Raw genomic sequence first — 19626 nt, 5'->3', positions numbered from 1 at the left:
TCCTTAAAGCGAGCACCGTTCAACGGATTGGCGCTGCATGCTTGGGTTCTTTCGTCGTCTTATTCATTCGCGCCTCGGCGTTGTCGTCACCATGGGCGTGCTGGGCGTTGTTGCGCTCGCATTTGCGCTGGGTGACATCACGGGCCTCCAATCTGGCGGCGCCAGCGGCAGCACGATTGCCAAGGTCGGTAGCGAGAGCGTTACCGAGCCGGAACTGACCCGCCGCGTGCAGGACGAGTTGCGCGGTGCGCAACAGCGCAATCCCGGGGTCGACATGAGCCAGCTGATCGCCGCCGGCGGTGTTGAGGGCGTGCTGGACCGGATGCTCAATGGCCTGGCGCTCCAGGCGTTCGGCCAGGACCAGGGCATGGTGGTGAGCCGCGCCCTGATCGGCAGCGAATTGCGCAACATCCCCGCGCTGCAGGGGCCAACCGGCAAGTTCGATCAAGCGATCTATGAGCAAGTGCTGGCCCGCAACCGCCTGACGGACGCGCAGGTCCAGTCGGACATCGCGCGTGAGACCATGGTGCAATTCCTGCTTCGCCCGCAGATGGGCGCGAGCCAAGTGCCGCAGTCGCTCGCCCTTCCCTATGCCTCGCTGTTGCTGGAGCGGCGCGCTGGCCAGGTGGCGATGATCCCCGCCTCGGCCATGCCCACGGGTGCCGCGCCGACGGATGCGGAACTTCAGGATTGGTACAAGCGCAATGTCGCTCGCTATTCGCTGCCCGAGCGTCGTGTCGCCCGCTACGCGATCGTGACCCCGGAAACGGTGAAGGCGCGCGCCACGCCGACCGAGGCGGAGATCGCCGCAGCGTTCAACGGTGACAAGGCGCGCTGGGCCGCGCGTGAGACACGCAGCGTATCGCTGGTGACCGTGCTGGACCAGCGCGCCGCAAGCGCGCTGGCCGAGAAGATCCGTGGCGGCACGGCCGTTGCCGAAGCAGCGCGCGCGGCAGGGCTGGAAGCGCGCCGCCTCGAAGGGCAGGACAAGCAAGCGTTGACGCAGGCAACCTCGGCCGCGGTGGCCGATGCGCTGTTCGGTGCGCAGCGTGGCGGCGTGATCGGCCCAGTGCGTGGCTCGATCGGCTTTGTCGTCGGCAAGGTCGAGAATGTCGCGCAGGTGGCTGGCAAATCGCTGGCGGATGCGCGGCCGACCATTGTCGAAGAGCTGACCCAGAAGAAGACGGCCGATGCGCTGGCATCGATTCGCGACTCGCTGGAAAATTCGATCGCCGACAACGCGAATTTTTCCGAGCTGGTCGCCGATCAGAAGCTGACCGCCGCGGCCACCCCTGCCCTGACGGCAACCGGCGGCAACCCGGAACAGCCCGCGGCACAGCCCGATCCCGCGCTGCTGCCGATCCTGGCCGCCGCCTTCCAATCGGAGGAAGGCGACGATCCGCAGGTGGTGCAGACCGCCGCCGACGGCAGCTTCGCGCTGGTCGCGCTGGACCGGATCGTGCGCGCCGCGCCGCGTCCGCTGGCCTCCGTTCGTGATCAGGTGACGCAGGACTTCACCGCCGATCGTGCCCGCCGCTTGGCGCGCGCAGCCGCCAGCAAGGCGCTGGCCGCGATCAACAAGGGCGTGGGGGTCGACAAGGCGCTCGCCGATGCGGGTGTCCGCGGCGGCAAGGTGGAGCGGGCAGTCGCTGCGCGTTCGCAGATCAACGCCGATCCGCGTGGCCCCAATCCGGTGCTGGCGCTGATGTTCAGCATGAAGGGCGGCACCGCTAAGATGCTGGAATCGCCCGATGGCAATGGCTGGCTCATCGTGAAGGTGGAGCAGATCACGCCGGGTGACGCCGCCAAGGTGCCGCAGGCGGTAACGGCTACGCGCCGGGATCTTGGCCGGGTGGTCGGCGGCGAATATGCGCAGCAGTTCACCGAAGCGGTAAAGAAGGCGCTGGGCGCCAGCCGCAATCCGGACGCGATTGCGAAGGTGAAGGCCAACCTCGCCGGTCAGGGTGGCTCCAATCCGTAACGTGGCGGCCCTTCAGGCGCTGGCGCAGGGGCGGCCGGCGCTCGTCTGGCGGCGGCGTATCGCCGATACGGAGACGCCGGTGGCGGCAGCGCTCAAGCTGATCGAGCCCGGGCGCGGGGATTTCCTGCTCGAATCGGTCGAGGGCGGCGCAGTCCGCGGCCGGCACAGCCTGATTGGCCTTGCGCCGGACCTCGTGTTTCGCGCCGAAGGCGCCCGCGCGGCGATCAACCGCCATTGGCTGAGCGATCGCGACGCGTTCGAGCCGTGCGATGCGCCGACGCTCACTGCGTTGCGCGATCTGGTCGCCTCCTGCCGGATGGACGTGCCGGAGGAGTTGCCGCGCGCCCTGGCCTGCCTCGTCGGGTATTTCGGTTACGAGACCATTGGGCTGGTCGAAACCCTGCCGCAGCCCAAGGCGGATCCGCTCGGCCTGCCCGACATGATGTTCGTGCGTCCCACCTTGATCCTCGTGTTCGACCGCCTGGCGGATGCGCTCTTCCTCGTAGCGCCGGTCTGGCCCGACGCGGACCGGGCGGGCGCGGCGATCATCGCCGCCGCCGAGGAGCGGCTGGACGCGATCGAAGCGCGGCTGGAGGCCGCTACGCTGCCGCCGCGCGTGCGCGGCGAGCCCGCCGACATCGCGCTGACCCCGGTTCTGCCGGAGGGCCGCTATGCCGAGATGGTGCGCACGGCGAAGGACTATATCGTTGCCGGCGACATCTTTCAGGTCGTGCTGGCGCAGCGCTTCACCGCGCCGTTCGCGCTGCCACCGTTCGAGCTGTATCGCGCGCTGCGGCGGATCAACCCCTCGCCGTTCCTCTACCATCTCGACCTGCCCGGCTTTGCGCTGACCGGCTCCAGCCCGGAGATCCTCGTGCGCGTCCGCGATGGCGAAGTGACGATCCGGCCGATCGCCGGCACGCGCCCGCGCGGCAAGACGGCGAGCGAGGATGAGGCGAACCGCAGCAGCCTGCTTGCCGATCCCAAGGAGCGCGCCGAGCATCTGATGCTGCTCGATCTGGGCCGCAACGATGTCGGCCGGGTCGCAGCGGCGGGCTCGGTCAGCGTCACCGACAGCTATACCGTCGAATTCTACAGCCACGTGATGCACATCGTCTCGAACGTGGTTGGCCGGCTCGATCCGAAGCACGACGCAATCGACGCGCTGTTCGCCGGCTTTCCCGCCGGCACCGTGAGCGGCGCCCCCAAGGTGCGGGCGTGCCAGATCATCGCCGAGCTGGAGCGCGACAAACGCGGCGCTTATGCCGGGGGCGTCGGCTATTTCTCGCCTGACGGGTCGATGGACTCCTGCATCGTCCTGCGCACCGCTGTCGTGAAGGACGGAACCATGCACGTTCAGGCGGGTGCCGGCATCGTGGCTGACAGCGACCCGGCCTATGAGCAGCGCGAGTGCGAAGCCAAGGCAGGCGCGCTGCTCGCCGCGGCGCGTGAAGCGATTGCGCAGGCCAGTGCCGGTGGATTCGGCCAGTGACCGCCGCCGCGCATTACCTGCTGCGCTACGATCTGGCGCCGGACTATCTTGCCCGGCGCGACGAGCTGCGCGCGGCGCATCTGGCGCTTGCCTGGGAAGCGGCAGGCACGGGCGCCCTGATGCTCGGCGGCGCGGTGGGCGATCCGATCGATTCGGCCCTTCTGCTGTTCCGCGACTACGCCAGTGCAGAGGCCTTCGCGCAGGCTGATCCCTATGTGGCGGAGGGGCTCGTCACATCGTGGCGGATCAGCCCGTGGCACACCGTGGTCGGTGCCGACGCGGCCACCCCGATCCGCCCCGGCGCGGGTCTGTAACGACCCTTCTCACCGGCCGCGATCCTGGATAGGCTCGGGTGATGCGCTCTCTCCCTATGCTCGCCTCGATCGCCGTACTCGCGGCCGCCCTGCCCGCTTTCGCCCAGACTACCCAGCCAGTCGCGACACCGGCGAACCCGGCCCGGGCCGCCACCGCCTGGCCCAGCAAGGAGGGCGACGTCACGCTATCCGCTTTCCGGTTCAAGACCGGCGAGACCATGGACGTGCGGATGCATTACACCACGCTCGGCACGCCGCGGCGCGGCGCCGACGGGCAGATCAACAATGCCGTCATGGTGCTCCACGGCACCGGGGGCACGGGCAAGCAGTTCCTGTCGCCGCAATTCGCCGACGAGCTGTACGGTCCCGGCCAGCCCTTCGACATCCGCACTCATTATGTGATCCTGCCCGATAATATCGGACACGGCGCCTCTGCCAAGCCGTCCGATGGCAAAAGGATGGCATTCCCTAAATACGATTATGACGACATGGTCGCGGCGCAGAAAGCGATGCTGGAGAAGCTCGGCGTCACGCGGCTGCAGGTGATCCTGGGCACCTCCATGGGCTGCATGCACGCCTTCGTCTGGGGCGAGACATATCCCGGTTTCGCCGAGCGGCTGGCGCCATTTGCCTGCTTGCCGGTGCCCATCGCGGGGATGAACCGGATGTGGCGCAAGCTGGTGATCGACGCGATCCAGGCCGATCCGGCATGGAACGGCGGCAACTATACCGCCCAGCCGGCCCAAGGCCTGCGCACGGCTGCCAGCCTGTCGATCATCGCGGGCGCGAATCCGCTCGCCTTGCAAAAGCAATATCCGACCCGCGCCGCCGCCGAGGCGTTTCTGAAGGAAGCCTACGCGCGCAACAGCGCCGGGCGCGACGCGAACGATTACATCTATCAGCTGGACGCGTCGCGGAACTACGATCCGTCACCGGCGCTGGAGAAGATCGCCGTGCCGGTGTTGTGGATCAATTCGGACGACGATTTCATCAATCCTTCGGCTTACGGGATCACCGAACCGGCCGCCGCCCGCATGCCACGGGCGACCTTTCGCCTGATCGCCGCCAGCCCGGAGACCAAGGGGCATGGCACCCATACCTGGGCGAAATTCTGGAAAGCGGACCTTGCGCGGTTGATGGCGGAGCCGGCAACGCCGTTACGCTGATCGTCGCCGCCCCCGTTGAACGGGGACCCGGGAACTGCTGTGCCCGGCCGCCCATCATCCCGAGGCTCGACCGGCGATCCCGTGAATGCGGCGGGTGTGCGGATCAAATCTGACCGGCGTCACCCTCGCCTGATCACCCGAAAATGGCCGCGGCGCTCAGCGCTGCGGTTCCTGCTCCAGGTCGACGTCGGTGGTAGTGCCCGGCGCGATGGCTGCCTCTTCGCGGCGCGTCTGCCGGCGTTCCGCCGCCCAGGCCTGGCCAGCCGCGACGCCGCATCCGCTCTGGCCACCCGTCCCGATCGGCGAGCAGGTGTTGGGCAAGCCGCCCGCAACGCGCCCGACCCGGTCCACCGTTGCGGCACGGTTCACCCAGCTTTGGTTCTGTGCCGGAACCTCGGGCGCTTGGCGCAGATTTTTGGGCACACGGAACTGCTCATTCGGGTCGAGCCGGCTGCACACCACGATCTCGTCGTCCGCTGCGGTGGGGCACGCCTCATTCCCCGTCAGCGTCACCTGTCGGATGCGCTGGGGCGGCTGCCCGCTTTCGGCCTGCGCCTGCGCCATGGCGCCGGCAGGAGCGAGCGCCGCCAGCGCGGCGGCGGATAGGGCGAGGGAACGAAGCATCGAACGAGACCTCCTGGGTGATCCTATAACGATCACGGAGGCGCCTTTATCCCCCATGAACGGTGCGGCGGCGTTTATGCGAGATTGCCGCCCGCGCAACAGCCGTTGCGGCACGCCCGCGTTGCTTTATGGACCGGGCCCATGATCCTGGTCGTCGACAATTACGACAGCTTCACCTGGAACCTGGTCCATTATCTGATGGAGCTTGGCGCCGAGGTGCGTGTCGAGCGCAATGACGCGCTGACGGCGGCGGAGGCGCTGGCCTCCAACGCCACCGGTTTTCTCGTGTCCCCTGGGCCGTGCACGCCGAATGAGGCGGGCATCAGCCTCGATCTGGTCGCCGCCTGTGCGCAGGCGCGCCGCCCGCTGCTTGGCGTGTGCCTCGGCCACCAGGCGATCGGCCAGCATTTCGGCGGGCGCGTGGTGCGCGGCGGGCTGATGCACGGCAAGACGAGTGCCATCGACCATGATTCGACCGGCGTGTTCGCCGGCCTCCCCACGCCCTTCACTGCCACCCGCTACCATTCGCTGGTGGTGGAGGACGTGCCGGACGTGCTGGTGCCGAATGCCGTCGCGGCGGACGGATCGGTAATGGGGCTGCGTCACCGTGAGCTGCCGATCCATGGCGTGCAATTCCACCCGGAAAGCATCGCAACCGAGCATGGCCATGATCTGTTGGCCAACTTCGTCGCACTGACGGGCGCCAAGGGCGCGGCATGACGACCATTTCCCTGCTGCCCGATCCGTCGAGCCCGCTATCGCACGAGAGCGCGGCGCAGGCGTTCAGCGACATTCTTGACGGCCGCGCCAGCGAGGACGCGATCGCCCGCTTCCTCATTGACCTGTCGGACCGCGGCGAAACGTCGATCGAGATTGCCGAGGCTGCGCGCGCGCTTCGCGATCGGCTGATCCCGATCAGCGCGCCGGCGGGCGCGATCGACGTGTGCGGCACCGGTGGTGACGGGCACCACACGCTGAACGTGTCCACCGCCGTCAGCCTGGTAGTCGCTGCCTGCGGCGTTCCCGTGGCGAAGCACGGCAATCGCGCCGCCTCGTCCAAGGCCGGCGCTGCCGACACGCTGGAGGCACTCGGGCTCGACATGGAGCGCGCGGGCGCCATGGCCGAGGAAACGCTGAACGAACTCGGCATCTGCTTCCTGTTCGCGGCCAATCACCATCCGGCCATGAAGCGGATTACGCCGATCCGGCGGCAGATCGGCAAGCGCACTATCTTCAACCTGATGGGCCCGCTTGCCAACCCTGCGCATGTCACGCGCCAGCTGATCGGCATCGCACGGCCCGACTATGCGCCGGTCTATGCCGATGCGCTGGAGCAGCTTGGCACAGAGGCCGCGCTGGTGGTGTCGGGCGAGGAAGGGCTGGACGAAGTGTCAGGCGCGGGCCCCACCGTTGCGGTGGCAATCGGTTCGGCCCGGATCAGCGCGCGCATCGTGCCCGAGGATGCTGGCGTCGCACGCCACCCGCTGGAGGCCATTCGCGGCGGCGATCCGGCCTATAATGCCGCTGCGCTGCGCCAATTGCTGACGGGCGCACCCGGCGCCTATCGCGATGCCGTTCTTCTCAACGCCGCCGTTGCGCTGTCACTCATCGGCGAACCGCTGGAGGATGGCGCGCGCCGCGCGGCGGAGGCGATCGACAGCGGCGCGGCAAACGACCTGCTCAATCGATGGATTGCCTGGGCATGACCATTCTCGACCGGATTCTGGCCACCAAGCGCGAAGAGGTGGCGGCACGGCGCGCAGCGCATTCGGTCGGCGATCTGGACGCGCTGGCCCAGTCGCAGACCGCACCGCGCGGCTTCAAGGCGGCGCTGGATGCGATCGCGCGCCAGGACGGCGGCGTGAATAGTCCGCGATACGCGCTGATTGCCGAGATCAAGAAGGCCAGCCCATCGAAGGGGCTGATCCGCGCGGACTTCGATCCGCCAGCGCACGCGCGTGCTTATGCCGAGGGCGGGGCCGCTTGCTTGTCCATCCTCACCGATCGCGAGTATTTCCAGGGGCACGAGGATTATCTGATCGCGGCCCGCGCCGCGTGCGATCTGCCGGTGATCCGCAAGGACTTCCTGATCGATCCCTGGCAGGTCGCTGAGGCGCGCGCGATCGGGGCGGACGCGATCCTTATCATCATGGCCGCGCTCGATGATGTCGCTGCCGCCGAGATCGAGGCCGCCGCGATGGAGCGCGGGATGGACGTGCTGGTCGAAGTGCATGATGCGCATGAACTCGAGCGCGCGCTGGCGCTCCGCTCGCGCCTGATCGGCGTCAACAACCGCGACCTGCGCGATTTCTCCGTCAGCTTCGATCGCACCTATGAACTGGTCGGCCGCGCGCCCGCCGGCTGCACCTTTGTTGCGGAAAGCGGGCTCAACACGCGCGCCGATCTCGACGCCATGGCCGAACATGACGTGCGCTGCTTCCTGATCGGCGAATCGCTGATGCGCCAGCCGGACGTCGCTGCGGCGACCCGCGCGCTGGTCGGATGAGCGGCCTTACCCATCTCGACGAAGCCGGCGCCGCGCGCATGGTGGACGTCGGCGGCAAGAGCGAAACGGCGCGCGAGGCGGTGGCGGAGGGTCGCATCAGCATGTCGTCTGAAGCGGCCAAGGCAATCGCCGAGGGCGCGGTGGCAAAGGGCGACGTGCTGGCCCTCGCCCGCGTTGCGGGGATCATGGCGGCAAAACGCACCAGCGACCTAATCCCGCTGTGCCACCCCCTGCCCCTGTCCAAGGTCACGATCGATCTGGTGGTCGAGGGCGATGGCGTAACGGCCACCGCGACGGTCGCCACCTCCGGTCGCACGGGCGTGGAGATGGAAGCGCTCACCGCCGTCTCGACGGCGCTGCTGACCATTTACGACATGGCCAAGGCGCTCGACAAACGCATGGTCATCGGCGGCGTTCGCCTCCTGGCGAAACGTGGCGGCAAATCCGGCGACTTCAGCGCCTGACGTTCGGGCTTGATGCTCCATTGTGCTTCGCGGACGGCGCAACGGATCTCGATCGCACTGTAACTGCCGCCGCTAATCTGCCACGGCACGCTGCATGAGCGACTTGCTACCCGTAGCTGAGGCGCAGGCCCGGCTGCTCGCCGCCAGCCCACCTGTTGGTCTGGAAACCCTTCCGATCACCGAGGCGGTCGGGCGCTGGGCGGCGGCGCCGATCTTGGCGCGGCGAACGCAGCCCGCGCACGATCTTTCGGCGATGGACGGCTATGCCTTGCGCTTCGCGGACCTGCCCGGTCCGTGGCGCGTCATTGGCGAAAGCGCCGCCGGGCGCCCGTTCGACGGCGCGGTGAACAGCGGCGAGGCGGTCCGCATCTTCACCGGCGCCGAAATGCCGGCGGGCGCCGACACGGTGCTGGTTCAGGAGGAAGCGGCGCGTGATGGCGACCGGCTGACGCTGAACGGCGAAGGCCCACCGAGGTACGCGGCCAATGTTCGTCGCAAAGGGCTGGATTTCTCCAAAGGTGACCCGTTGGTGGCCGCCGGCGAACGCCTGACGGCCGCCCGGCTCGCCGTGGCGGCCACCGGCGGCGCTGGCGACGTGAGCGTCCGCCGCCGCGTTCGCGTCGCGATCGCGGCGACGGGAGACGAGCTCGTGGAGCCCGGCACGCCGTTCGGGGCGCATTCGCTACCCGAATCGAACCGCCTGCTGCTGCGGGCCCTACTAGCCGACCTGCCGGTCGACATCATCGATCTGGGCATCCTCCCCGATCGCCTCGACGTGCTGACCCGAGCGTTCGCTACCGTGGACGCGGACCTGCTGGTCACCACAGGCGGCGCGTCGGTCGGCGATCACGATCTGGTCCAGCCCGCGCTACGTGCCGCGGGGGCCGGCATCGATTTCTGGCGGGTCGCGCTTCGCCCCGGCAAGCCACTGATGGCGGGGCGCCGCGGCGAGATGGCCGTGCTTGGTCTGCCCGGAAACCCCGTTTCGGCGTTCGTCACCACGCTTCTGTTCGTGAAGCCGCTGGTGGCGCATCTCGCCGGCGCCGCCGATCCCATGCCCGTCACCACGCACGCCGTGCTGGGAGAAGCACTGCCGACGAACGGTCCACGTACGGATTATATGCGCGCCGAGTTGCGCAACGGCCGCGCCTTTGTCGCGAGCATCCAGGACAGCTCCATGCTCCTCACCCTGGCGCGCGCCGGGTGCCTGATCGTACGCGCGGCGCATGATCCCGCGCGGGCATGCGGCGAATCGGCAGAAATCCTCATGATCGGTTGACGCAACAGAACACGTTCCTTAAAGGTTCTGCCTATGTTCGCGGCGGAGGCGATGGGATGCTTACCAAGAAGCAGCACGAGCTGATCTGTTTCATCAATGATCGACTGGCCGACACCGGCGTGTCGCCCTCGTTCGAGGAGATGAAGGAGGCGCTTGATCTGAAGTCGAAGTCTGGCGTGCACCGCCTGATTTCGGCGCTGGAGGAACGCGGCTTTCTGAAGCGGCTGCCGAACCGGGCGCGTGCGCTCGAAGTGGTGAAAATGCCCGAGCGCACGGAGACGAAGCAGGCGCCTGCGCCCGCTTCCACCCGCCGTATCGTGCCCGAACCTGCGAATGACGTCGTCGAGGTGCCACTGCACGGCCGCATCGCTGCCGGTGTGCCGATCGAGGCGATCGAGGGCGCCAGCACGCTGCCCGTGCCGGCTGCGCTGCTTGGCTCAGGCGAGCATTTCGCGCTGGAAGTTGCCGGTGATTCCATGGTCGAGGCGGGCATTCTGGACGGCGACTTCGCGCTGATCCGCAAACAGGACGTGGCGCGCGACGGCGAGATCGTGGTTGCGCTGATCGAGGATAGCGAAGCGACGCTGAAGTATTTCCGCCGCGAGGGCGCGATGATCCGGCTCGATCCCGCCAACCGCTCCTATGATCCGCAGCGCTATGCTCCGGCGCAGGTGCGGGTGCAGGGAAAGCTGGCCGGCATTCTGCGCCGTTACGCCTGATCCGGTCCGCTGACGGGCGCGAGCCGGGTTTGGGTCTGCTGTTGGCGTAGGGGGTCGCAACGTTGCCAAATTGCGCGGATCGAGGTCGGATCGGTTCCTCAGAACGTGTCCCCCGGCCTAGGCTGCGCCTAGCTGGGATACGCCGCTGCGATTGTTCTCCCGCAGCTTCGTCACAGCGGCGCGCAGGCCGTTGCCGCAAGTGCTTCGGACCACGTGATTAAGAGTCATATGCCTCGCGTCCGAGCGCGTCACCGGCTGGTGTCTATCGGCCGACGATTGCTACTCCGGCGGGGTTTGTGCGCGGAGGCAGCGTTCATCGCTGCCAGCACCCACGGGTGCGCGTCACCTGGGCGATAGACCGTCCGAACGTTGCCGGTCGCCAGCGTGATGGCTACGCCGCCGGTTTGCGACAGGGCCGTTCGATCAAGACGCAGCCATCGCGGGGTGCAGCCGCGCGGCAGTCGTCGGTCGCTGACGACGATGTCGGCCGAGCGACATGCGGCAATCATGTCGGCGATCGGCACGAGATAGCTGCTTTTCGTTGCCAGAACCCGCCATTGCCTGCCCCCCGCGGAAAGGGTGGCGCGGCACAGATCGCGGCTGCACTGCGCCGCCGCCTGGTCGGAGAGCGCCACCGGCACCTCGTCTGCGCCGCCGGCCTCCGCCAGCGTGCTGCGCGCGTAATCCCCTGCCCGATCCCGCAACAAAGCGATGCGGCCATCGCTCATCCGCAGCGCCGCGTGCCTTCCATCGCCGGTGACAAGCACATCAGGCGCCGGGGTCAGCAAGGTCCAACCAACGCCGATCACGACCGGCACGATCCCGAGCCGTCGCCAGTCGGTTCGCCACAGAGCGAGCCACAGTCCGCCGCCGACGATCAGCGCAAAGGCAGTCCAGGGCATCACTGGCAACGCCGTGGTGGCACCGGGAGCACTCGCCGTCGTGTGCGCGATCCACAGCAGAAGCTCGAGCGCTCGCCCGGCGAGCCACCAGATCGGCGCACCGAGATGAACCGCGTCGAGCAGCAAGGCGATCGCTTCAAGGGGCATGACGACAAACGTCGTCAGCGGAATGGCGACAATATTCGCCAGCGCCCCGTAGATGCCGGCCTTGTGAAAGTGGAAGACGGCGATCGGCATCAGCGCGAACTCGACCACCAATCCGGTAAGCAGCAGCGACGCGCCGCCGCGCAAGAAACGGCCCCTCCACCCATCGTCGCGCGGCGCAAACCAGGTGCGCACGCGAGGGTGCTCGCTCAGCGCGATAATGGCCGTGACCGCCGCAAACGATAGCTGAAAACTCGGGCCCGCCAGCGTTTCCGGCCACAGAAGCAGCACAACCAGCGCGCCGGTGGCCACCAAACGCAGCGTCAGCGCCTCGCGTCCGATGGCCATGGCAGCGAGCACCAGAAGCGCGGCGATGCAGCTTCGCACCGTCGGCACTTCGCTGCCGGTCAGCCAGGTGTAGCCTAGGGCAGCTACCGCGCCGCACATGGCGGCGAGCAGGGGCACGCGGCCAGTAATGGCCAGCCGCATGTTCAGCGCGAGCAGCCGGCTCGCCATCAGCATGGTGATCCCGACGGCCGCGGTGATGTGGAGGCCGCTGACTGACAACAAATGCGCAAGGCCAGACGCGCGCATCGCCTCCTGATCCGCGTCATCGATGCCCCCCGTGTCCCCAGTCGCCAGCGCCGCCGCGATGCCCCCGGGGCTGCCACTCACCTGCGAAAGAATGTGCCGCGACAATCGCGTCCGGACCGGCTCGCGAAGGTCGCCACCTGACACGATCCTGACGGGCCCGAGCGCACGGCCGGTGGCGCCGATCCCATCAAACCAGGCCACGCGCGCGAAATCATAAGCGCCGGGTACCGCGGGCGCTGGTGGCGGCATGAGGCGGGCGCGGAGTTCAACCCGCGCTTTCGGCACAAGCCCAGCCGGCTTGTCACGATCCGCCACGTTGACCCGGATCCGATCGGGTGCATAAAGCGGCGCGCGATCTATCCATTGCAAGTCACTCAAACGCAGCCGCACCAACCCGCGTGCGGGCAGCTGGTCCACCCTTTCGATGCGGCCCACGACGCGAACGATCACTGGCCGTTGAAGCACCGGGGCAGCAGCACGATCGGCCTTGGCCCAGATCAGCGCCACCCCAAGCGAAAACGCCACCCCGCCGACCGTCACGGCGCGCCCACCCCGCCCGCCTTTTCCGACGGCTGCGGCAAAGAACGCGATCGCCAACCCACTCAGCAGCGCCGCACGCCACGCCCCACTATTGGGAAGCGCGAACCACGCGGCCACGCCTGCGCCAACCATCACCGGCAGCCACAAGGGCAGCTGGTCACGCTCCGCCTCCAATCGGCCTGCCAGCCAGGTGCGCGCCGTTTGAAGCGCCGGGAGGTGCGTGCTAGGGGGCTGCGCGGCAGTCGTCGCCATGATCGTTTTCCAGCCTGGGAGCTAGCGCGCTTGAGCGCAACAACAGATACCGGCACGCCTGCTGTCGTAACCCGCTTCGCTCCGTCGCCGACGGGGTTCCTGCACCTGGGAGGTGCGCGCACCGCCCTGTTCAACCTCCTCTATGCGCGCCATCACGGCGGCAAATTCCTGCTGCGGATCGAGGATACCGATCGCGCGCGTTCGACCCAGCCCGCGATCGACGCCATCCTTTTCGGCATGCGCTGGCTCGGCCTCGATTGGGACGGCGACGAGGTGTACCAGTCGACCCGCGCCGCCCGCCACGCGGAGGTGGCAGAGGCGATGATCGCGGCCGGTGCGGCTTATCGCTGCTACATGACGCCCGAGGAAATCGACGCCATGCGCGCCGAGGCACACGCGAACAAGCAGCCCCTGCGCATCCGCTCGCCGTGGCGCGATCGCACCAACAATGACGCAAGCGCTTCGTTTGTCGTGCGCCTGAAGGCGCCGACGGAAGGCGCAACCACGATCGAGGATCGCGTCCAGGGCACCGTCACCGTGCAGAACGCGGAGCTCGACGATCTGGTGCTTCTGCGCTCCGATGGCACGCCGACCTATATGCTGGCGGTGGTGGTCGACGACCATGACATGGGGGTGACCCACATCATTCGCGGTGACGATCACCTCAACAACGCCTTTCGCCAGCTTCCGATCGTCAAGGCGATGGGCTGGCCTGAGCCGGTCTATGCCCATATCCCGCTCATCCACGGCAGCGACGGCGCGAAGCTGTCGAAGCGCCATGGCGCGGTGGGGATCGAGGCCTATCGCGATGAGCTGGGCATCCTCCCGGAAGCGCTCGACAATTACCTACTCCGGCTCGGCTGGGGCCATGGCGACAGCGAGATCATCAGCCGTGAGCAGGCGATCAAGTGGTTCGATCTGGGCAGCGTTGGCAAATCGCCTTCGCGCTTCGATCTGAAGAAGCTCGAGAACCTCAATGGTCATTATATCCGCAGCGCCGATGACTCGCGCTTGGCGGCGCTGGTTTCGGCCAAGCTCGCGCTGGACGAAGGCGATCCGCGCCGTGCAACGATCGCCGCAGCGATGCCGTCTTTGAAGCCGCGTGCGGCCAATCTGAACGAGCTGGCGGACGGCGCAGGTTTCCTGCTTGTTTCCCGCCCGTTGCCGATCGCGGCCGACGCGGAACCGCTTCTCTCGGGCGAGGCGCCGAACACGCTTGCCAAGCTGCACAGCGCGCTTGACGCGGTGGCCAAGTGGGATACGGAGGCGCTCGAAGAAGCGGTGCGGCAGGTTGCTGAGACGCTGGGCTTGAAGCTCGGTCAGGTGGCCCAGCCGCTCCGTGCCGCACTCACCGGCCGCCGGACTTCGCCCGGTATCTTCGACGTGCTCGCTCTGCTCGGTCGCGACGAAAGTCTCGCCCGCATCGCCGATCATGCCGCTGATCAAACGGCCGCCCAGGGGAAGGACGAAAACGATGACTGACGCCAAGCTGTCCCTCGCGGAGAAGGACTTCGGCTATCCCGTGCTGTCCGGCAGCGTGGGCCCGGATGTGATCGACATCCGCAAGCTCTACGGCCAGACCGGCGCCTTCACCTACGATCCGGGCTTCACCTCGACGGCGTCGTGCCAGTCGAAGCTGACCTATATCGACGGTGATGAGGGCGTCCTGCTCCACCGCGGCTATCCGATCGGCGAGCTCGCCGAACAGTCGAGCTTCATGGAGGTCGCGTACCTCCTGCTCAACGGCGAGCTGCCCAAGGGCGACGAGCTGAACAAGTTCGAGAGCACCATCACGCGCCACACCATGGTGCACGAGCAGCTGGCCACCTTCTTCCGTGGCTTCCGCCGCGATGCGCACCCGATGGCGATCCTGTGCGGTGTAGTCGGCGCGCTTTCCGCTTTCTATCACGACTCGACCGACATCCACGATCCGACGCAGCGCACGATCGCGTCGCACCGCCTGATTGCCAAGATGCCGACGATCGCGGCGATGGCGTACAAGTATTCGGTGGGGCAGCCGTTCCAATATCCGGACAATTCGCTCAGCTACACCGGCAACTTCCTGAAGATGACCTTTGGCGTGCCGGCAGAGCCTTACGAGGTGAACCCGGCGGTCGAGAAGGCGATGGATCGGATCTTCATCCTCCACGCCGATCACGAGCAGAATGCGTCGACCTCGACCGTGCGCCTCGCCGGCTCGTCGGGCGCCAATCCGTTCGCGTGCATCGCAGCCGGCATTGCCTGCCTGTGGGGCCCGGCGCATGGCGGCGCGAACGAAGCCGCGCTCAACATGCTGCAGGAAATCGGCACCCCCGATCGCATCCCCGAGTTCATCAACCGGGCGAAGGACAAGAACGATCCGTTCCGCCTGATGGGCTTCGGCCACCGCGTGTACAAGAACTACGATCCGCGCGCGACGGTGATGCAAAAGACGGTGCGTGAGGTGTTTGAAGCGCTGAACGTCAGCGATCCGCTGTTCGAAACCGCGCTGCGGCTGGAAGAACTGGCGCTCAGCGACGATTACTTCATCGAGAAGAAGCTGTTCCCGAACGTCGATTTCTACTCGGGCGTCATCCTGTCGGCGATCGGCTTCCCGACGTCGATGTTCACCGTGCTGTTCGCGCTGGCGCGCACCGTGGGCTGGGTCGCGCAGTGGAACGAGATGATCACCGATCCCGACCAGAAGATCGGCCGCCCACGTCAGCTCTATACCGGGCCAACGGCGCGTCCGTACGTCTCGCTCGACGAGCGCTGATATGCGGCGCTGGCGCCCGGTGCTGATCGCGCTGGGCGCCGTGCTTGCCCTGGTTGGGCTGCTGTGGATCGGCCAGGGACTTGGTTACGTGAACTGGCCATCATCCAGTTTCATGCTGGATCAGCGGCCCTGGGCTGATCGCGGGGCCGGCGTGGCAGCGCTTGGGCTGCTCCTTATCCTGGTGGCACGACGGCTACGCTGAGCCGCCGTGCCCCTAATCACCGTTTGAACATATAGCTGACGCTCAGCGTTGCTTGCGCTCCCTTGAAGTCGAACAAATCGTTGTGGCTGTCGCGCCGCTGATATGCGCCGCGCAGACTGACATTGACCTGCCGCTTCGCATAATCGATCCGCACGGTTGCCGCGTCCAGGCGATCTCTGGTGATCGCCAGCCCGACCGGCGCGGCAACCAAGCGGAAGTCGCGCTCGGCGCGTGACACGGCCACGCCGACACGCACCAAAGGGGTCAGGGCATAGCTCAGCGAGCCGAAGTGATTGGTCTGGCGCACCGAATCCGAAGAGAAACCAGGCGAGATCGTGATCGCGCGATCGGATCCGGCGGCTAGCAGTGTCCGGCCGCCCACTCGCAGCGTGGCGGAAACATTCCAGTTCAGGCCATCGAAGTTTCGCGCGCCCGGGACGTTCAAGGGCGACATCAGATCAGCATAGCTGAGCGACCCAACAAGCTGCAATCGCGCGCCGAGGCGCCGATCAACACGCAGCCCAGCGTTGGTGACGCTGAACGTCGGCGGTAAGCTGACGACAAGTCGCTGGCGGTTATCATAGGTGAAGTCACGCCGCTGTACGAAGATCGCCAGGATTCCGACCAACGGGTGCGCGTAGTTCAACTCGCTGCCGTAGCGGAGTTCCTCCACGTCCTGCCCACGTCGCAATGGCGCACTGTTTCGCGTCGTCGTATAACGGACGTGCGCGCCCGGACGAATGCCGATTTCCGGACCGCAGACGACCGCGGCGCTCACCTCCTTTAGCATTTGCACGTTTTCCGCAGACGCGTCCGCCACACCGGGAACGATCGACAAGTCGATCAGATCGATTTGGCGCCGCGCAAACGCAACATCGGGTGCGACAGCGCAGAAGGCCAGTGGCAGCTTCGCACCGGCTCCGAAGGACAGCCGCTCGCGGTTCAACCGATCATTTCGGGCGTACGCATCATAGCCGATGCTGCCGCGAACAGCGAGCAGCGCCCTTCCCCTCGGCAGCGTCATGTCGAGCGATGCCGTGGGGGTGACACGGACGTCCTCGTTCTGGAGACCGCGCAGCTGCGCCGCTGCGTCGCTCCCGCGAGCGATGTTGGTGTCGTAGAACACATCATTGGAGACGGTCAGCTTGACGGACCGCGCCGGAGCCGAGAACGTGCGTTCTAGCGCTTGATCGGCCTGCGCTGCAGCGGTGCTTGACAGTAGGCAGGCGACGCCTGCCAGGAGGTTTGCGTTCCGTCGCCTCACCTCCCCGCCCTCCGTGACGCGGGTGTACGCCAGCCACGCCACCACCACCCAAGAACTCGCCGCAGCGTGCCCAAGAAGTTGTGGCCCGTGTCGTAAAGGCGACCGGCTCTAGCCGCCTTGCCGACGTCCAGGTCTCGCATCACGGGCACCGGCTGAAGACAGGCCAGAACGGCGGCGGTACGCGCCGCGATCATTCGTTTGCGCTGGGCCTGCGCCGGCTGCATCCGCTCGACTTCATCAATCGCTAGCGGCGCCGCGTCGATGACGCCCGCTGCCCTGGCGGATTGCAGCAACGCATCACCCACTGCCGTACGGCTTATGATAAGGCTGCGGCCATCCTGCTCTTCAAAGCTGGGGTAGCCTGCGGCATCGCCATACCACGCGTCCGCGCACGCGATGTCCGCGACGCCGCCTACTGCGTCCGGGCATATCTTGCAGCGGAACTGAACTTGCCGGCTGAGATGCTTACCCCAGCTTTCGGCATAGGACATCTCGCCCGACCGCCCGTCTGCGGTGCGCGCCACCGTCAAGCCGGGCCAACCATGACCGCGATAGCGAAAGTCCGTCACCTCCTCCGGAGACAGGCCCATCGAACGGACGACCTCCTCCGCGCCGGCGCTGCTTGGCAGCCCGCCGCAGAAGAAGGAGAGCGCCAGCGGAACATGCGTTGCCACCCGCGGATCATATCGCCCGAGCTGCCGAAGCGCGGAGACGTCACACGGCTTCCCAACAAAGGCGAAGCGTCCGCCGCGCGAAAGGGCTCGCTCGATGGTCTCCAGGGGTGATGAGGACGCGTACCGTGATCCTGCGCCGGCGAGCACCTCCTCGCGCGTTGCCGACCAGCGGATGCGATTGCCGGTAGGGCGCGCCGGATCAGCCTCGATATGCAGCACACGATCGACCATCCGTTGCTCCAGAGCGTGAACCAGGAGTGCCGACAGGGCGCCGCCCGAGGCGCCGGCGAAGCGGATCTCCGGATCCGTCGCTGCGCCCGTCAACGTTTGTCGCCACGTGCCCCAATATGGATGCCGTTGCTGATCCCTGGGCCACGGCGAGACGACGCTGCCGGGGCAACTGCCGGCGATCCGCGCCTCGGTGCCCCGCGTGATCGCGCGAAGCTGCGCTGGTCTTGCGAAACCGGGGCTCTCCGCCCGCATAACGATGGCCCCGGAGGACACGCCGGCACACAGGCCGCAGCCACTACACAGGTCGGCGGCGAGAACGCGAGCGACGGTAGGAGAGGCATTCGTCACGCGGGTGCGCTCACGGCCAGAAACGTCGAACGCAGCGTGTTTCGATAGCCGGCCAGCAAGCCATGAACCTTTGCCATGCCCGCGGCCTCCGCTTCGGCCAACGCGCTTCGGTTCGCGAGCGCTTCCAGCGCAAGCGCCACTGCCTGTTCCTCTTCCACCCCGCTGACCGGGATCATCGTGTCGTAGCCCAGCAACCCGAAGAGCCCGGTGAACTTGCGACTATAGGCGACCGGTACCACCGGGACGCCGGCGGAGAATGCCGCGATACATGCATGCATCCGCGCCCCCACCAACAGGTCCAGCCCGGAGATGTAGCTCTTCGCCTGCGAAGGCGTTCCGAAATTGGGAACGCGGTGCGCAGCCGGAAACTCGGCAGCTAGTCGATCGCAGAGCGCACCGTCGTCATCGGTGGGGTCGCCATTGCTGGTGGCATGCGGGACAAGGTGGATCTCCACGTCATCGCGCGCCTGAAGCGCCGCGAGTAATTTCCGGGTGAAGCGCGCGTAATCATAAGAGAGGCCGAAGCGATTGCTCCCCCGCTCCGCTTCGCTGAACAACAGACCCGACGGGTTCACACCCACCCGCAGGAGAGGTCCACGACGAAGGTGCGATCGATCCTCGAACGGCAATTCAAACGCAACATCGACCGCGAGGTCGATCCTGACGGATGGAGCCATTTGCCGCGCGACATCGCGCGATAGTTCGTCGCGCGCGTACACGGCATGGCTGCGCCGCATCACAAACGCCGCGGGTGCCATATAGGCTTGCTTCGTGAACGGCCCGATCGTCTGCGGCGAAAGGATCAGGGGCTTGTTCCTGGCGAGAGCCAGGAGCTTGCTGATCAAAAGAAAGGAGAAACGGCGGGCTCCATAAATGTCAGCAAAGCTGTCACCCGCTCCGATATCGAGCACGCAGTCCACATCGGCCATCGCGCGCCAGAGCGCGCCGCCCGGACCAAGCGCGCGCCAGTCAATCGGAACGGTCTGGCAGTCCGGCATGGGTATGGCGGGCCGCTGCCTGTCGCGCGCGCCCATGATCACGAAGCGAGGTGAAAGGCCGGCGTCTAGCGCGACCTCGCGCGCGATCGTCAGATTAGCGACGGTGAGCGCGCCGACGCCGAGATTCCCCGAATTCAGCGAATGCCAGAGCAAGCCGATCGTGATCGGCCGCCTCTT

The 19626-nt window shown here is 67.0% G+C and carries 18 protein-coding genes; 13 read left to right on the top strand and 5 right to left on the bottom strand.

The features are described from left to right. Window positions 1-37 precede the first annotated feature (37 nt). The 4 genes from SPMU_RS02445 to SPMU_RS02430 are packed head-to-tail and all read left to right on the top strand — an operon-like array spanning window position 38 to window position 4953. Complete coding sequence (locus SPMU_RS02445; protein ID WP_088331593.1) at window positions 38-1981, top strand: peptidylprolyl isomerase; 1944 nt, start codon at window positions 38-40, stop codon at window positions 1979-1981. After that, entirely contained in the window at window positions 1965-3473 is a 1509-nt protein-coding gene (gene trpE, locus SPMU_RS02440) for an anthranilate synthase component I (protein ID WP_088331591.1), read from the top strand. Before SPMU_RS02445 ends, trpE begins: the two co-directional genes overlap by 17 nt. Then, entirely contained in the window at window positions 3470-3787 is a 318-nt protein-coding gene (locus SPMU_RS02435) for a YciI-like protein (protein WP_088331589.1), read from the top strand. Before trpE ends, SPMU_RS02435 begins: the two co-directional genes overlap by 4 nt. 41 nt (window positions 3788-3828) lie before the next feature. Next, a complete protein-coding gene (locus tag SPMU_RS02430) occupies window positions 3829-4953 on the top strand; it encodes an alpha/beta fold hydrolase (RefSeq protein WP_245832672.1) in 1125 nt (374 codons plus the stop codon). A 156-nt stretch (window positions 4954-5109) separates the two neighbouring features. On the opposite strand, the gene SPMU_RS02425 is transcribed toward SPMU_RS02430, so the two are convergent. Further along, on the bottom strand, window positions 5110-5577 hold the full coding sequence (locus tag SPMU_RS02425; RefSeq protein WP_088331585.1) for a hypothetical protein: 468 nt from the start codon (window positions 5575-5577) through the stop codon (window positions 5110-5112). Window positions 5578-5718: 141 nt separating this feature from the next. Between SPMU_RS02425 and SPMU_RS02420 the strand changes: the two genes are divergently transcribed. The 6 genes from SPMU_RS02420 (at window position 5719) to lexA (ending at window position 10545) form a co-directional block, all read left to right on the top strand. After that, window positions 5719-6297 (top strand): anthranilate synthase component II, encoded by a 579-nt coding sequence (locus tag SPMU_RS02420; RefSeq protein ID WP_088331583.1) that lies wholly within the window; start codon window positions 5719-5721, stop codon window positions 6295-6297. Next, window positions 6294-7283 carry an anthranilate phosphoribosyltransferase gene (trpD, locus tag SPMU_RS02415; RefSeq protein WP_088331581.1) on the top strand — a complete coding sequence of 330 codons (990 nt, stop codon included), beginning with the start codon at window positions 6294-6296 and terminating at the stop codon, window positions 7281-7283. The genes SPMU_RS02420 and trpD overlap by 4 nt, the downstream gene beginning before the upstream one ends. Then, window positions 7280-8083: an indole-3-glycerol phosphate synthase TrpC gene (trpC, locus tag SPMU_RS02410; RefSeq protein ID WP_088333108.1), complete on the top strand. Its 804-nt coding sequence runs from the start codon at window positions 7280-7282 to the stop codon at window positions 8081-8083. Before trpD ends, trpC begins: the two co-directional genes overlap by 4 nt. Beyond that, complete coding sequence (gene moaC, locus SPMU_RS02405) at window positions 8080-8547, top strand: cyclic pyranopterin monophosphate synthase MoaC (RefSeq protein ID WP_088331579.1); 468 nt, start codon at window positions 8080-8082, stop codon at window positions 8545-8547. The genes trpC and moaC overlap by 4 nt, the downstream gene beginning before the upstream one ends. Before the next feature lie 94 nt (window positions 8548-8641). After that, on the top strand, window positions 8642-9826 hold the full coding sequence (locus SPMU_RS02400) for a molybdopterin molybdotransferase MoeA (RefSeq protein WP_088331577.1): 1185 nt from the start codon (window positions 8642-8644) through the stop codon (window positions 9824-9826). Window positions 9827-9882: 56 nt separating this feature from the next. Beyond that, window positions 9883-10545 (top strand): transcriptional repressor LexA, encoded by a 663-nt coding sequence (lexA, locus tag SPMU_RS02395; RefSeq protein WP_088331575.1) that lies wholly within the window; start codon window positions 9883-9885, stop codon window positions 10543-10545. Window positions 10546-10793: 248 nt separating this feature from the next. Here lexA and SPMU_RS02390 read toward each other — a convergent pair whose 3' ends face one another. Next, complete coding sequence (locus SPMU_RS02390; RefSeq protein WP_211275692.1) at window positions 10794-12977, bottom strand: ComEC/Rec2 family competence protein; 2184 nt, start codon at window positions 12975-12977, stop codon at window positions 10794-10796. Window positions 12978-13007: 30 nt separating this feature from the next. On the opposite strand from SPMU_RS02390, the gene gltX reads away from it, so the two are divergent. Genes gltX through SPMU_RS02375 form a run of 3 tightly spaced genes read left to right on the top strand, consistent with a single transcriptional unit; the run spans window position 13008 to window position 15934 of the window. Continuing rightward, a complete protein-coding gene (gene gltX, locus SPMU_RS02385; RefSeq protein WP_088331573.1) occupies window positions 13008-14459 on the top strand; it encodes a glutamate--tRNA ligase in 1452 nt (483 codons plus the stop codon). Next, complete coding sequence (locus tag SPMU_RS02380; protein WP_088331571.1) at window positions 14452-15732, top strand: citrate synthase; 1281 nt, start codon at window positions 14452-14454, stop codon at window positions 15730-15732. Before gltX ends, SPMU_RS02380 begins: the two co-directional genes overlap by 8 nt. 1 nt (window position 15733) lies before the next feature. Next, a complete protein-coding gene (locus tag SPMU_RS02375) occupies window positions 15734-15934 on the top strand; it encodes a hypothetical protein (RefSeq protein ID WP_088331569.1) in 201 nt (66 codons plus the stop codon). 16 nt (window positions 15935-15950) lie between these two features. Here the strand turns inward: SPMU_RS02375 and SPMU_RS02370 are convergent, their stop codons facing one another. From SPMU_RS02370 to SPMU_RS02360, 3 genes are read right to left on the bottom strand one after another with little or no spacing between them, the layout of a single operon-like run. Then, on the bottom strand, window positions 15951-17198 hold the full coding sequence (locus tag SPMU_RS02370; protein ID WP_140418381.1) for a hypothetical protein: 1248 nt from the start codon (window positions 17196-17198) through the stop codon (window positions 15951-15953). Next, window positions 17195-18451: a Coenzyme F420 hydrogenase/dehydrogenase, beta subunit C-terminal domain gene (locus SPMU_RS02365; RefSeq protein WP_140418380.1), complete on the bottom strand. Its 1257-nt coding sequence runs from the start codon at window positions 18449-18451 to the stop codon at window positions 17195-17197. Before SPMU_RS02365 ends, SPMU_RS02370 begins: the two co-directional genes overlap by 4 nt. Next, window positions 18448-19602, bottom strand: coding sequence for a polysaccharide pyruvyl transferase family protein (locus SPMU_RS02360; RefSeq protein WP_169715613.1), 1155 nt, complete (start codon window positions 19600-19602; stop codon window positions 18448-18450). The genes SPMU_RS02365 and SPMU_RS02360 overlap by 4 nt, the downstream gene beginning before the upstream one ends. Window positions 19603-19626 lie beyond the last annotated feature (24 nt).

Source organism: Sphingomonas mucosissima, assembly GCF_002197665.1.
Lineage (GTDB): Bacteria > Pseudomonadota > Alphaproteobacteria > Sphingomonadales > Sphingomonadaceae > Sphingomonas > Sphingomonas mucosissima.
This window is presented reverse-complemented; position numbering and strand designations above follow the sequence as displayed.

Excerpts from the sequence above, each read along its gene's own strand:
- lexA (WP_088331575.1), top strand. The coding sequence starts at position 9,883 with ATGCTTACCAAGAAGCAGCACGAGCTGATCTGTTTCATCAATGATCGA.
- moaC (WP_088331579.1), top strand. The coding sequence starts at position 8,080 with ATGAGCGGCCTTACCCATCTCGACGAAGCCGGCGCCGCGCGCATGGTG.
- SPMU_RS02445 (WP_088331593.1), top strand. The coding sequence starts at position 38 with ATGCTTGGGTTCTTTCGTCGTCTTATTCATTCGCGCCTCGGCGTTGTC.
- SPMU_RS02430 (WP_245832672.1), top strand. The coding sequence starts at position 3,829 with ATGCGCTCTCTCCCTATGCTCGCCTCGATCGCCGTACTCGCGGCCGCC.
- SPMU_RS02390 (WP_211275692.1), bottom strand. The coding sequence starts at position 12,977 with ATGGCGACGACTGCCGCGCAGCCCCCTAGCACGCACCTCCCGGCGCTT.
- trpC (WP_088333108.1), top strand. The coding sequence starts at position 7,280 with ATGACCATTCTCGACCGGATTCTGGCCACCAAGCGCGAAGAGGTGGCG.
- SPMU_RS02375 (WP_088331569.1), top strand. The coding sequence starts at position 15,734 with ATGCGGCGCTGGCGCCCGGTGCTGATCGCGCTGGGCGCCGTGCTTGCC.
- SPMU_RS02420 (WP_088331583.1), top strand. The coding sequence starts at position 5,719 with ATGATCCTGGTCGTCGACAATTACGACAGCTTCACCTGGAACCTGGTC.
- SPMU_RS02425 (WP_088331585.1), bottom strand. The coding sequence starts at position 5,577 with ATGCTTCGTTCCCTCGCCCTATCCGCCGCCGCGCTGGCGGCGCTCGCT.
- trpD (WP_088331581.1), top strand. The coding sequence starts at position 6,294 with ATGACGACCATTTCCCTGCTGCCCGATCCGTCGAGCCCGCTATCGCAC.
- SPMU_RS02400 (WP_088331577.1), top strand. The coding sequence starts at position 8,642 with ATGAGCGACTTGCTACCCGTAGCTGAGGCGCAGGCCCGGCTGCTCGCC.
- SPMU_RS02380 (WP_088331571.1), top strand. The coding sequence starts at position 14,452 with ATGACTGACGCCAAGCTGTCCCTCGCGGAGAAGGACTTCGGCTATCCC.